Source organism: Sulfurimonas sp. (assembly GCF_029027585.1).
Taxonomy (GTDB): Bacteria; Campylobacterota; Campylobacteria; order Campylobacterales; family Sulfurimonadaceae; genus Sulfurimonas.
The window spans coordinates 1,718,362-1,730,779 of the sequence record NZ_CP093397.1; the positions used below are offsets into that span (position 1 = coordinate 1,718,362).

Here is a 12,418-nt window from a genome sequence, read left to right on the forward strand (position 1 = left end):
TGTTAAACTTGGATTATGATAAAAATATTAATGATTGAAGATGACTTAGAATTAGCAGAGATATTAACAGAATATCTTGAGCAGTTTGAGTTTGAGGTCGTAACAGAAGACGACCCTTTTAAAGCAGTAAGTATATTAAAATTAAAACCTTTTGATTTGGTTATTTTAGATTTAACACTTCCTGGTATGGACGGATTAGAAGTTTGTGAAGCTATTCGTGAACGACAAGATATTCCTATTATTATCTCTTCGGCTAGAAGTGATGTTACTGATAAGGTAAAAGCATTTGAACTAGGTGCTGATGATTATATGCCTAAACCATATGACCCACGAGAACTTGAAGCTAGAATCCATTCGGTTTTAAGAAGATATGAAGCAAAAAGTGAAGCTAAACAAGAGTCAAAAAGTGACTTTAAAGCAGATATGGCATCTATGATTATCACTTATAAAAGTAGAAATATAGACTTAACAAATGCAGAGTTTGGAATCTTGGCATATATGATTTCAAAACAAGGTCTTGTAGTTTCAAGAGAAGATTTGATTCATAATGTAAATGCTATAAATGAAGATTCTTCAAACAAAAGCATAGATGTTATGGTTGGTAGAATTAGAAATAAGCTAGGGGATAAAACTCTTATAGAATCAGTTCGTGGCGTTGGATATAAACTATTAAAATAGTCTTTGTTAAGGAGAAAATTATTGCGTAAACATGCTGTTTTTTTAACTGTACTTTTTGCTTATGTAGTAACAATAGTAAGTGTAAGTGCAGTTTTTTGGGAATTTTATAGACTTAATAAACATAGATATATAGAGAATATTTTCTCAAAACACGAAACAATAACGCAACTTTATCGTGAACATCAACAGAAAAAAACTTCAAATATTTTACTAGAAGCAAACTTGGCAGTTTATAAGTTTATTATAGAAAAAGAAAAAAATTATCAACAGGTTATTTTAAAAAAAGCTAAAGTATTAAAACAAAAAGATTTTCAAAGAGTTGATGAATCTATAATCCTTGATAAAAAAGGACTTTATACTCAAAAAGTTGTTCGTGATTTTAGAATATCGATGCTTGAATGGCGTAAAAAAATATACTTTTATATAAAATCTCCTATTGGTTCGGTATTGATTGAAGATGAGGCTTTAAAACCTTATAGTTACTTCTCTTTAGCATATACTTATTCAACAATAATGCTTATTATTTCTATCTCTTTTTTATTGATACTTCAAAGACTTAGACCTCTTATTCGTTTAAGAAGAAAAATAGCCCGTTTTGGAGATGGAGATTTAAAAATCTCTTTTAAAACATCAGGTAGTGATGAGATAGCACTTGTATCAAATGAACTTGAAAATGCAAGAGAGAAAATTAACACTATTTTAGAATCAAGAACACTTTTCTTGAGAAATATAATGCATGAGTTAAAAACGCCAATAGCTAAAGGAACAATAGCCACACAGATGCTAAAAACTACCAAACAAAGAGATAGGTTTTGTTCTATTTTTGGAAGACTAGAGTCGTTAGTTGCAGAATTTGCTCTTATAGAAGAGGTTACAAGTATTAGCAATAAAGATGATTTTAAAGAGTATAGACTTGTAGATATTGTTGATGAAGCTATCGATATGGCGATGTTAGATAAAAGTGGAATAACTATTGATATAGATGCGAGCGCTAAGTTAGTAGTAAATTATAGGTTATATACAACAGCTATAAAAAACATGATAGATAATGGTATTAAATACTCCCCAGATGCACATGTTAAAATTATGAGTATAGATGATGAGTTGTGTTTTGAGAGTAAGGGAGAGTGTTTATCAGAACCACTACATTACTACATAGAGCCTTTTACAAAAGATAATCCATCTAAAAATAGTTTCGGTTTAGGTTTATATCTTGTTGATTCCATTTTAAAGGCACATGACAAAGTATTGGCACATGAATATGTAAATGGACAAAATCGTTTTATTTTTGCATAAGTTTTAAGTTGTAAACTAATAGATATGAATAATATTAGTAAAAATTTTAAAATTCTTTTTTCAATGCTTCTTGCATTTTCTATCTTTTCCTTTGGTTGGCTCAGTCATTCGGCATATACTCCAGGTAATAGAATAAAAAAATTATCTATTTTAGATAAAATCAAAAAATCAAAAATTTTAAATGTTGTTTTACTAAATGCTCCTTCAACTTACTATATAGGATCCGATGGAGTTAGAGGTTTTGAGTATGATTTACTAAACGCTTATGCTGAGCATCTCGGAGTTGAGTTAAGCATTACCAAGGCAAACACAATTAAAGATGCTATAGAATTGAGTAAACTAGAGCATATACATATAACTTCAGCATCTTTAACAAAAACAATACAACGACAAAAAACTTTTAACTTCGGACCTTCTTATTTTGAAGTTCAAGAACAGGTGATTTGTAACAGAGGAATGTTGGGAAGTGGTAAGTTCCCTAGAGATATAGAAGACTTAGCAGGACTTAGTATCACAGTTGGAGAAGGTACAAGTTATAGTGAAAGAATCACAGCTTTACAAAAAGATGGTTATGATATAAATGCAACACTCGACTCAGACCTCTCAACTGAGGAACTACTAGAACAAGTTGCATCTCATGAGATAGATTGTACGGTGGCAGATTCAAATATTTATGCACTCAACCAGAGGTATTTTCCTAAAATTGCCTTAGCCTTTGTGATAAGTGAGAGAGAACAACTAGCCTGGGTTTTAGCCAAAGGTTCAACAGAGTTAGAGGCTGACATGTACTCGTGGTTTAACAGTTATAACCAAAGTGGAAAATTAGCTAGATTAAAAGACCATTATTACAGTTATGTACTGTTTTTTAACTACTATAATACGAAAATGTTTTACAAGAGGGTAAAATCAAGACTGCCAAAATATAAAAAGTATTTTGTAAAATATAGTAAAAAATATAATATTCCTTGGACGCTTTTAGCTGCACAATCTTATCAAGAATCTCATTGGAATCCAAGAGCAAAAAGTTTTACAGGAGTGAGAGGTTTGATGATGCTAACTCGTAGAACTGCAAAAATTTTAGGGGTCAAAAATCGTTTAAATCCTGATCAAAGTATAAAAGGTGGAACAAGGCATCTTAAGTTTATGATAGATAAAGTACCAAAAGAAGTTGTTGGTGATGACCGTTTAAAGTTTGCTTTAGCATCTTATAATATTGGTTTTGGGCACATCAAAGACGCCCAGCGACTAACTAAAAAAATGGGACTGAATCAAAATGTATGGAGTGACTTAAAAAAGGCTCTGCCACTTCTCTCGCAAAAAAGTTACTATAAAACATTGAAACATGGATATGCAAGAGGAAGTGAACCTGTAAAGTATGTTGATTCTATTTATGACTTTAGAAATATTTTACAAAATATAAATGATACAACTAAAAAAAATTAAAGCTCCGCGCCTTCTTTTCCTTCTTTAAGTGAGCTTAAAAAACTCTCCATATCGTACTTTACTCTATACTCTGGTGTCATAATGTGAATAAGAATATCTCCTAAATCAATAACTATCCAATCTCCACTTTCATCAACATTGTTAAATTTTTCAGCAGGTTTGATATCATCTTTTAGGTGGTTCAGAAGTGCTGGTGTATGTCTTGTACCAAGTGATGAAGCTATGATTGCATAATCTACAAAGTAGTTTTTATCTCTTAAGTCAAAAACTTCGATGCCTTCGGCTTTGTGTTTATCTAGTGAATTTGTGATTTGTTCTATTCTATTGTTCAAGTTATTCCTTTTGTTTTGTATTCTTAATTCTGATGATGAAATATTTTCATCAATATTTAGAGTTATATATTTTCTTGGTATTACAATGGCATCTCTTGAGGCAATTATGAAAGTAACTAACTCTTTAAGTTCTTCATAGTTTTGCCATTTTTTTAAAGTTTTAAGATTGTCTGCACCAATAACAAAGTAAATCTTTTTGTACTTTTTTAAAAAATGTTTTACACTTTTTATAGAGGTAACTTTTTGTTCCTGTTTTACTTCATAGTCTGAAATTTCTACATCTTTATCATTTAAAAAAAGCTCTTTTAATAACTCAAATCTCTTAGAAGCTTTTAGAAAAGATTTTTCTTTAAATGGGTTTAAAAATGTAGGCAAAACAACAACCTTATCAATCTCATCAAGATTACTCAAGGCTTTGACAATAGCAATATGTCCAATATGCGGAGGGTCAAAAGAACCTCCAAAAAGAGCGATTGTTTTCATAGCGTTTCCAGAATTTAAAGCGAATTATAGCTAATTTTAGATAAAATCTATCAATTTATTTAATATATAGGAAATATAATGGCATTAAAGATAGCAATTAACGGTTTTGGTAGAATTGGTCGTTGTGTAGCACGCATAGCAGCAACAAGAGATGATGTTGAGATAGTGGCGATAAATGACATGGCAAGTAGAGAGATGCTTTTGTATCTACTAAAAAATGATTCTGTTCATGGAACTTTTGCTAGTGATATAGCAGATGTAGATGCTGATCACATTAGCATTGATGGACAAAGCATTGAAATTTTTAATGACCGTGATCCTAAAAAGTTAAAATTTGCAGATTGTGGCGCAGATATTGTTTTAGAGTGTACAGGTGCATTTTTAACTCAAGAATCTGCTCAAGTTCATATAGACAATGGTGTTTCTAAAGTTTTATTTTCTGCCCCTGCTAAAGATAAAAATACAGCTACATTTGTTTTGGGGGTAAATGAAGGTTTATATGATGGACAAGCGATAGTTTCAAATGCTTCTTGTACAACAAACTGTTTAGCTCCTGTTGCAAAAGTTTTAGATGATGCTTTTGGTATTGAGAAAGGTTTAATGACAACCATTCATTCATATACAAATGATCAAAATATATTGGATGTAAAACATTCAAAAGATAAAAGAAGAGCGAGAGCTGGTGCATTAAATATGATTCCAACTACAACAGGTGCTGCAAAAGCCATCTCTTTAGTTATGCCACAACTAACAGGAAGACTTCATGGGCAAAGTGTTCGTGTTCCAACTCCAAATGTTTCTATGGTTGATTTAAATGTTGTAGTTAAAAAACAAACTTCACTTGAAGAAGTTACAGCTGTGTTTAACCAAATGGCAGATACAAAATTAAAAGGTCTGTTACTTATAGATAAAGAAATGAGAGTTTCTCAAGATTTCGTTGGTTCACCTTATAGCTCAATAGTTGCTGAAGATTTAACTCAAGTAATTGGCGGAGATATGATTAAAGTTATGGCTTGGTACGATAATGAGTGGGGTTACTCAATGCGTTTAATAGACATGGCTCTACATATTTCTAAGTAATTAAATGGAATTATTAAATATAAAAAAACTCGATTTAGCAGGTAAAAAAGTTTTTATCAGATGTGATTTTAATGTACCAATGGATGAGTTTGGAAATATCTCTGATGATAGAAGAATTCGTTCAGCTATCTCAACTATTAATTTTTGCTTAGATCAAAACTGTTCAGTTATTTTAGCTTCACATCTTGGTCGTCCAAAAGGTGCAGTGGTTGAAAAATATTCACTTATTCCAGTAGCTAGAAGAATACAGCATCTTTTAAAAAGAGATGTAGTTATAGCTACTGATGTTGTTGGCAAAGACGCTATGGAAAAAGTGTCTAATCTTAAAAAGGGAGATGTTCTTCTTTTAGAAAATCTTCGTTTTGAAGATGGTGAAACTAAAAATGATGAAGAGTTATCTAAAAAGTTAGCATCTATGGCAGATTTTTATGTAAATGATGCTTTTGGTGTTTGTCATCGTGCTCACTCTTCAGTTGAAGGAATTACAAAGTTTTTTGATGAAAATCACAAGGCGGCAGGTTTTTTACTTCAAAGAGAAATCGAATTTTTTGGTAAACTTATCTCAAATCCTGTTCGTCCTTTTGCTGCTATAATTGGTGGTAGTAAGGTTTCAGGAAAACTAGAAGCACTTATAAATCTTCTTCCAAAAGTTGATAAGGTATTTATTGGTGGAGGAATGGCTTTTACATTTTTAAAACAGATGGGTTATGATATAGGAGCCTCTTTAGTTGAAGATGATTTACTCCAAGATGCTGGGCATGTTATGGATGAAGCTAAAAAATTAGGGGTTAAGTTTTACTTGCCAGTTGATGTTATAGCTGCTGATAAGTTTGCTGAAGATGCCATAAGTAAGATAGTTACAGCACAAGAAATTCCAAAAGGATGGATGGGTTTAGATATTGGACCTGCAACAGTTAGACTTTATCGTGAGGGTTTAAATGATGTTCAAACTGTTCTTTGGAATGGACCTATGGGTGTTTATGAAATGGATAAATTTGCAAGAGGCTCATCAAAAATAGCACATTTTGTAGCTGATAGTTATGCAACAACTGTTGTTGGTGGTGGAGATACTGCTGACCTTGTTCAACGCATAGGTGTTGATGATGAGATAAGTTTTATCTCAACGGGTGGAGGAGCTTCTTTAGAATTATTAGAGGGCAAAATTTTACCAGGTGTAGCACCATTAATCGTTAAAGAAGGTTAAACAGATGATAATAGCAGCAAATTTTAAAGCAAATTTAACTCGTAAAAAAAACAAAGCAGCATCTAGAGGTATTAGAGAGTATTTTAAATGAAAAAAATATTTCTCAAGAAGTTTTAGTATTTCCTGCTATATCTTCTCTTGATAGCCATGAAGGTAAAGTTACTTTAGGTGCTCAAAATGCTTACGCAACTATAAATGGAGCTTTTACAGGGGAAATAGGTTTAGAGCAGTTAGAAGAATTTGGGATAAAAACTATTCTTATCGGACATAGTGAACGCCGTCATGTTTTAGGCGAAACACAAGAAGAGCTTGTTGAAAAATTTAACTTTTATAAAGAGTTAGGTTTTAGAATTGTTTATTGTGTTGGTGAGCCATTAGAGATACGAGAATCTAGCAATGAAGAAATGATGGAATATATCTCTGCTCAATATGAAGGTATAGATGCTGAGTATGATAATCTTGTTATAGCTTATGAACCAGTTTGGGCGATAGGTACAGGTTTAACACCAACTCTTAGAGATATAGAACTTCTTCATCTAGCACTAAAGCAAAAAAGTAAAGCACCTCTTCTTTATGGTGGTAGTGTAAAAGTATCAAATGTTGAAGAAGTTCTTAGCATAGAAAATGTTGATGGTGTACTCGTTGGTGGAGCCTCACTAATAGCAAAAGACTTTGCAAAAATGTGTGACATAGCACAAGATATAGCAGATAAGGAATAAAAAAGAATGATAATGAAAGGTAAAAGAGGTCTAATCGTAGGTCTTGCAAATAATAAATCAATAGCTTATGGAATCGCAAAATCTTGTGCAGAACAAGGTGCAGAGATGGCATTTACATACTTAAACGATGCACTTAAAAAAAGAGTTGAGCCGATAGCTAAAGAGTTTGGAAGTGATAAGGTTTATGAACTTGATGTATCAAATGAAGAACATATGTCAAGAATTGCAAGTTTGATAGAAAAAGATTTTGGCAAGATTGATTTTTTAGTTCACTCTGTTGCTTTTGCTCCAAAAGAAGCACTTTCACAACCTTTTCTCAAAACTACTAAAGAAGCCTTCCAAATTGCTATGGATATTTCAGTTTTTTCACTTATAGACTTAACAAATCGTTTAGAATCGGTTTTAACTGATGATGCATCTATTCTTACTCTTTCATATTTAGGTGGGCCAAAATATATTGTAAATTATAATGTAATGGGAGTTGCAAAAGCAGCACTTGAATCAACTGTACGGTATATGGCTGTTGATTTAGGTAAAAAAGGTCAAAGAGTAAATGCTATCTCTGCTGGACCTATTAGAACACTTGCTGCAGCGGGAATTGGTGATTTTAAACAGATTTTAAACTGGAATGAAATCAACTCTCCACTAAAGAAAAATGTAACAACTACACAAGTTGGAAATTCTGCTATGTACCTTCTCAGTGATTTAGCATCTGGAGTTACTGGTGAAGTCCACTATGTAGATAGTGGTTATAATGTCATGGGTATGGCAGCTGCTGATATAAATGAAGAAGGTAAAACTGTTCTTGCATGGGATATGCGAAAGTAAGTTTTACTATTTCCCTATAACAGGTATAGATTCCATCTTTTTAGAATGTGACTCAGTGTCTTTTGTATTTGATTTAGACTCTTTCATATAAACTTCACTTTTATCTACATATTCTTGTAGTGTGAAATCTCTTGTTTTATCTGCATCTTTAGCTTTTATATTTTTATCTTTTTGAGTTTTTGGTGTCCATTCATCATTTAACCATTTATCAAGTGATTTTTGCATTGCACCATCATTCTTTTTTTGAACTGTTGAGCTAGTAATACTATTTAATGCTTCATTTTGAGATGGAGCAACATCTGTTTTAGGGCTACAAGCATTAAAAGTTAAAATAATAAAAGTTGTGATTATTGTTATGTTTAAATTTTTCATGATGAAATTATAGTATAAAATAGTGATTAAAAATTAAGCAGTATTTCTGCTTAGCTCAAAATTCTTTATGATAAAATTCTCTTATATATTTGTAATATATCAAGGAGAATTTATGAAATTTACAAAATTAAGTTTAGTAGCAATGCTACTAATAGGTTCAAGTGCATTCGCAATTGAAAATATAAAAGTTAGTGGAGATACTAAGTTTTTTTATAGCACACAAGACAATACATATGACAGTTCATATACTAAAAATGAGAGAGCAGGTCTATTTGATCAGTCAACTTCAATAGGGGAAGCATCTCTTAGTGTTGGAGTGACTGCTGATTTAACTAAAGGTGTAAGTGCAGGGGCAACTCTTTCTGGTATCACTACTTTAGGTTTACAAAACAATTTAGTTGGTGGCACATTTACAGGTAACCTTCAGTCAAATGCATGGTTTAATGAAGCGTGGCTTGCTGGAACAACAGGAAAAACAACTGCTAAAGTTGGTCGTATGCAACTAGATACTCCTTTAGTATTTAGTGAAACTTGGTCTGTTCTTCCATCTACTTTTGAAGCGGCTGTTTTAATTAATCAAGATATTCCAGATACTACTATCGTAGCTGCTTTTGTTGGTAAATCAAATAGTGATGCTGTTTTAGGTGGTGGTTATGGTGATAATGGTACAGATGCTAGAAACAATGTTTTTCAAAGTTTTTATAAGGGTGCTTACACTGTAGGTATTCAAAATAATTCATGGAAACCTCTTGAAGTTCAAGCTTGGTACTATAGTGTAAATACAGATTCAACTGCAACTGCAACTCAAAATATATCTGGACTTCAATCATATTGGCTTCAAGCTGATTTGAGTATGAAAGGTATTCTAGCAGGTGTTCAATATACATCAACTAACTATGACCATACAAATAAGTCTGACAATAATGCTTTTGCAGTTATGTTAGGTTACGATAAAAAAGATGTAGTTACTGTAAAAGGTTCTTATTCTCAAATTGGAAAAGATAGTGTAAACTCTAAAGGTGCTGGAGCCAACTTAGCTGGTAGTCAGTCTAAACTTTATACTGAAGTATGGTGGTACTATGGAAAAATCACTCAAAATGATACGAGTGCTTTTAATGTAACTGTAACTGCTCCATTAGCTGGATATAATTTAGGTCTTTACTATACTCAAGCAATAACTAAAGATGGTTTTAACTCAGGTGCTGCAGATGCAACATTTGTTGAAGTAACTTTTGAAGTAGCAAAATCTTTTGGTCCACTTGATACAGGTCTTTACTATATATATATAAAATCTGACAATGACAATCAAAAATCAGCGACAGAAAAAGGTGAAGCATATAATACTGTGCAAGTTTACTTAACATATAATTTTTAATATTCTTTCATTCCTTTAATATTCATTTTCCTTTCCTGTTTTAGGAAAATGAATATATTTATACATTTAGATATAATTTCATCATGTTAGAACTAATCAAAAAACTTTTTTATCTACTCTTTATGTTACTGCTCATTTCAATCATATCTTTTTTAGCGATTCACTCTGCACCAAATAGTTTTTTTGCAGCAGGAGAACTTAACCCAAACATGACAAAAGAAGCTATAGAACAGTTAAAAGCAGTTTATGGCTTAGATAAATCACTTTTTATGCAGTATGTTGATTGGGTGAAAAATATAGCTACACTTAACTTTGGTATCTCTTTTGTGAGTGGGCAAGATGTAAGTGCTGAAATATTAAAACGCCTTCCTATTACACTTATTATGAATATTACTGCTCTTGTTGTAGTTTTTGCACTTTCTTTGTATTTAGGAGTAAAAGCAGCTCTTGAGTATGAAAAAAAAGCAGATTATATTATCAGACAAATCTCTCTTATCTCTTTTTCTATGCCTTCGTTTTATTTAGCGTTGCTTTTTATAATTTTCTTATCTTTAAACTTAGAGCTTTTTCCAATAGCAGGGCTTCACTCCATAGAAGAAAAAACAGGCTTATCTTACTATACAGATATGGCTTGGCATCTAGTGCTTCCTGTTGGAGTTATGATATTTGTAGGTTTAGGAAGTATGATAATTTATGTTCGTTCTTTAACTTTAGAGATATTAAAAAGTGATTATTATTATTTTGCTCTTTCTCGTGGAATTAGTAAAAAAAAGTTACTAAAATTTTATATACTACCAAATCTATTACCGCCAATCATTACACTTTTGGGATTGTCTTTACCTGGATTAATAGGCGGAAGTGTTATCTTAGAATCTATTTTTGGTATTGAGGGGATGGGACAACTTTTTTTCATGTCCGCTCTAAGTCGTGACTATCCTATCATTATGGGAACTTTGATGATAACATCATTTTTAACACTTCTAGGAAATATGATGGCGGATTTAATTTTACTCAAATTAAATCCGTATATGAAAAGAGGATGAAAAACTTAAAATATGTATTAATTAAACAATGCTTCTAGTGCATCCACACCATCTTTAGCTTCTTGGAGTTCTCCATCTTCATTTGTTACTTGGTCATTTTCAACAAGCTCGATGTTTAACCCTGTTAACATAGATGCTAAACGGATATTTATACCACTTTTACCGATTGCTTTTGATTTTTGGTCAATTGGTAAAGTTATGATTGCTTTTTGGGCTTCACCTTCTTCATTTTTAACAATTTCAACATGAGAGATGATTGCAGGACTCATAACTCTTGAGATGAAAAGTTCAGGGATACTTGTGTACTCCACGCAGTCAATATTTTCACCTATTAACTCTTGAGAAACAGCATTAATACGAACACCTTTTACACCAACTGTTGCTCCAACAGCATCTACTTGAGGGTGTGTGCTTAAAAGGGCTATTTTAGCTCTTTCGCCTGGGATACGAGCAGATCTTTCTACGATAACTGTACCATCTGAAATCTCAGGAACTTCAAGTGCCAAAAGCTCTTCTAAAAACTTTGGACTTGTACGAGAAAGCTCGATTTGGATACCATTTTCTTTGTCCATGTTTACACGACGAACAACAGCTTTTAAGTGATCACCTTTTACAAAGATTTCACCTTTAATACGGCTTTTCATAGGTAAAACAGCACGCACTTCATCTACTTCTATATAGGTAGCATTATTTGAGTCAACGCTTGTAACTCTACCTGTTACTAGAGTGCCTATTTTTGACTTGTATTTGTTATAAAGTTCATCTTCTACAAGTCTTTGTATATGAAACTCAATCTCACGATGAAGTTGAGAAGCACCAGTTCTTCCATACTCTTCAAGTGCGTGAGGAACTTGAAGTTGATCTTCTAGTTCTACTTGGTCATCATACTCTCTAGCCTCTGTGATAGAGATGTATGCTGGAGCAAGTTCTTCATCTTGTAGTTTTTCATCATCATCAGCAACTACTGTAATAGTTTGAATAATATCTATACTTTTAGTTTCATCATTTATTTCAGCTACAAAAGCAAAATTTCTATCTATAACTCTTTTTGCAGTTTGTACAAATGCAGTTTTTAAAGCCTCTATAACTTTTTCAGGTTGAAGACCTTTTTCATGTGCAATAGCATCTACAATATCTAATATTTTTTCCATTATTTAGTGTCCTTTTTAAGGTAATCTCATAAAAAACAGTGATAATTATTTGGGATTTTTATGAAGTACGAAATTATATCAAAACTTGTCTTAATCAGACTTTTAGTAGATTTTGTATATAATGCAAAACTTTTATAATATAAACAAGGATAACCAAAGATGGATTTAAAATTCGCAAGAACAGATATTGAATCAAAGCCAAAAAAAGCAGATTTAGAAAAGATAGAAGCAAGTGTAGAAAAAGAAGGAAGTATGATATTTTACTTTGATAGAGATAACTCTCACAAAGATTTACTTTCACTTCAAGACCATTTTGAAGAAAAAGGTAAAAGCTTTTATATGAATGAAGTTAAATTTGGACTTTCAGATAACGAATATATGTACCAAGTACACATTATTAGTTAGGAATATTCC

Annotated in this window: 13 protein-coding genes; 10 read left to right on the forward strand and 3 right to left on the reverse strand. The window is 32.0% G+C overall.

What is annotated here, in order from left to right; genetic code table 11:
* Positions 1-15: 15 nt before the first annotated feature.
* Genes MOV50_RS09000 through mltF form a run of 3 tightly spaced genes read left to right on the forward strand, consistent with a single transcriptional unit; the run spans position 16 to position 3,417 of the window.
* Positions 16-678, forward strand: coding sequence for a response regulator transcription factor (locus MOV50_RS09000; protein ID WP_321777574.1), 663 nt, complete (start codon positions 16-18; stop codon positions 676-678).
* Positions 679-699: 21 nt separating this feature from the next.
* Positions 700-1,974 carry an ArsS family sensor histidine kinase gene (locus MOV50_RS09005; RefSeq protein WP_321777575.1) on the forward strand — a complete coding sequence of 425 codons (1,275 nt, stop codon included), beginning with the start codon at positions 700-702 and terminating at the stop codon, positions 1,972-1,974.
* Positions 1,975-1,998: 24 nt separating this feature from the next.
* Positions 1,999-3,417 carry a membrane-bound lytic murein transglycosylase MltF gene (gene mltF, locus MOV50_RS09010; protein ID WP_321777576.1) on the forward strand — a complete coding sequence of 473 codons (1,419 nt, stop codon included), beginning with the start codon at positions 1,999-2,001 and terminating at the stop codon, positions 3,415-3,417.
* On the opposite strand, the gene nadD is transcribed toward mltF, so the two are convergent.
* Entirely contained in the window at positions 3,414-4,232 is an 819-nt protein-coding gene (gene nadD, locus MOV50_RS09015; RefSeq protein WP_321777577.1) for a nicotinate (nicotinamide) nucleotide adenylyltransferase, read from the reverse strand. The genes mltF and nadD overlap by 4 nt on opposite strands.
* Positions 4,233-4,310: 78 nt before the next feature.
* Between nadD and gap the strand changes: the two genes are divergently transcribed.
* The 4 genes from gap to fabI all read left to right on the forward strand — a co-directional run bounded on the left by gap (position 4,311) and on the right by fabI (position 8,063).
* A complete protein-coding gene (gene gap, locus MOV50_RS09020) occupies positions 4,311-5,312 on the forward strand; it encodes a type I glyceraldehyde-3-phosphate dehydrogenase (RefSeq protein ID WP_321777578.1) in 1,002 nt (333 codons plus the stop codon).
* A 4-nt stretch (positions 5,313-5,316) separates the two neighbouring features.
* The gene (locus tag MOV50_RS09025; RefSeq protein ID WP_321777579.1) at positions 5,317-6,516 is read left to right on the forward strand and encodes a phosphoglycerate kinase; all 1,200 of its coding nucleotides are present in this window, start codon (positions 5,317-5,319) and stop codon (positions 6,514-6,516) included.
* 98 nt (positions 6,517-6,614) lie between these two features.
* Positions 6,615-7,235 carry a triose-phosphate isomerase gene (locus tag MOV50_RS09030; protein WP_321779656.1) on the forward strand — a complete coding sequence of 207 codons (621 nt, stop codon included), beginning with the start codon at positions 6,615-6,617 and terminating at the stop codon, positions 7,233-7,235.
* Positions 7,236-7,241: 6 nt separating this feature from the next.
* Positions 7,242-8,063, forward strand: a complete 822-nt coding sequence (gene fabI, locus MOV50_RS09035; protein WP_321777580.1) for an enoyl-ACP reductase FabI — start codon at positions 7,242-7,244, stop codon at positions 8,061-8,063.
* Positions 8,064-8,069: 6 nt separating this feature from the next.
* Here fabI and MOV50_RS09040 read toward each other — a convergent pair whose 3' ends face one another.
* Positions 8,070-8,435 carry a hypothetical protein gene (locus tag MOV50_RS09040; protein ID WP_321777581.1) on the reverse strand — a complete coding sequence of 122 codons (366 nt, stop codon included), beginning with the start codon at positions 8,433-8,435 and terminating at the stop codon, positions 8,070-8,072.
* Positions 8,436-8,547: 112 nt separating this feature from the next.
* Here MOV50_RS09040 and MOV50_RS09045 point away from each other — a divergent pair, with 112 nt between their 5' ends.
* The gene (locus tag MOV50_RS09045; RefSeq protein WP_321777582.1) at positions 8,548-9,810 is read left to right on the forward strand and encodes a hypothetical protein; all 1,263 of its coding nucleotides are present in this window, start codon (positions 8,548-8,550) and stop codon (positions 9,808-9,810) included.
* Between the two features lie 83 nt (positions 9,811-9,893).
* A complete protein-coding gene (locus tag MOV50_RS09050; RefSeq protein ID WP_321777583.1) occupies positions 9,894-10,853 on the forward strand; it encodes an ABC transporter permease in 960 nt (319 codons plus the stop codon).
* Positions 10,854-10,870: 17 nt separating this feature from the next.
* Here MOV50_RS09050 and nusA read toward each other — a convergent pair whose 3' ends face one another.
* Entirely contained in the window at positions 10,871-12,004 is a 1,134-nt protein-coding gene (gene nusA / locus MOV50_RS09055) for a transcription termination factor NusA (RefSeq protein WP_321777584.1), read from the reverse strand.
* 159 nt (positions 12,005-12,163) lie between these two features.
* On the opposite strand from nusA, the gene MOV50_RS09060 reads away from it, so the two are divergent.
* On the forward strand, positions 12,164-12,409 hold the full coding sequence (locus MOV50_RS09060) for an HP0268 family nuclease (protein ID WP_321777585.1): 246 nt from the start codon (positions 12,164-12,166) through the stop codon (positions 12,407-12,409).
* Positions 12,410-12,418: the final 9 nt, after the last annotated feature.

Bases quoted from the DNA above. Each gene is read 5' to 3' on its own strand.
- MOV50_RS09000 (WP_321777574.1), top strand. From the start codon at position 16: ATGATAAAAATATTAATGATTGAAGATGACTTAGAATTAGCAGAGATA.
- mltF (WP_321777576.1), top strand. From the start codon at position 1,999: ATGAATAATATTAGTAAAAATTTTAAAATTCTTTTTTCAATGCTTCTT.
- nadD (WP_321777577.1), bottom strand. From the start codon at position 4,232: ATGAAAACAATCGCTCTTTTTGGAGGTTCTTTTGACCCTCCGCATATT.
- gap (WP_321777578.1), top strand. From the start codon at position 4,311: ATGGCATTAAAGATAGCAATTAACGGTTTTGGTAGAATTGGTCGTTGT.
- MOV50_RS09025 (WP_321777579.1), top strand. From the start codon at position 5,317: ATGGAATTATTAAATATAAAAAAACTCGATTTAGCAGGTAAAAAAGTT.
- fabI (WP_321777580.1), top strand. From the start codon at position 7,242: ATGATAATGAAAGGTAAAAGAGGTCTAATCGTAGGTCTTGCAAATAAT.
- MOV50_RS09040 (WP_321777581.1), bottom strand. From the start codon at position 8,435: ATGAAAAATTTAAACATAACAATAATCACAACTTTTATTATTTTAACT.
- MOV50_RS09045 (WP_321777582.1), top strand. From the start codon at position 8,548: ATGAAATTTACAAAATTAAGTTTAGTAGCAATGCTACTAATAGGTTCA.
- MOV50_RS09050 (WP_321777583.1), top strand. From the start codon at position 9,894: ATGTTAGAACTAATCAAAAAACTTTTTTATCTACTCTTTATGTTACTG.
- nusA (WP_321777584.1), bottom strand. From the start codon at position 12,004: ATGGAAAAAATATTAGATATTGTAGATGCTATTGCACATGAAAAAGGT.
- MOV50_RS09060 (WP_321777585.1), top strand. From the start codon at position 12,164: ATGGATTTAAAATTCGCAAGAACAGATATTGAATCAAAGCCAAAAAAA.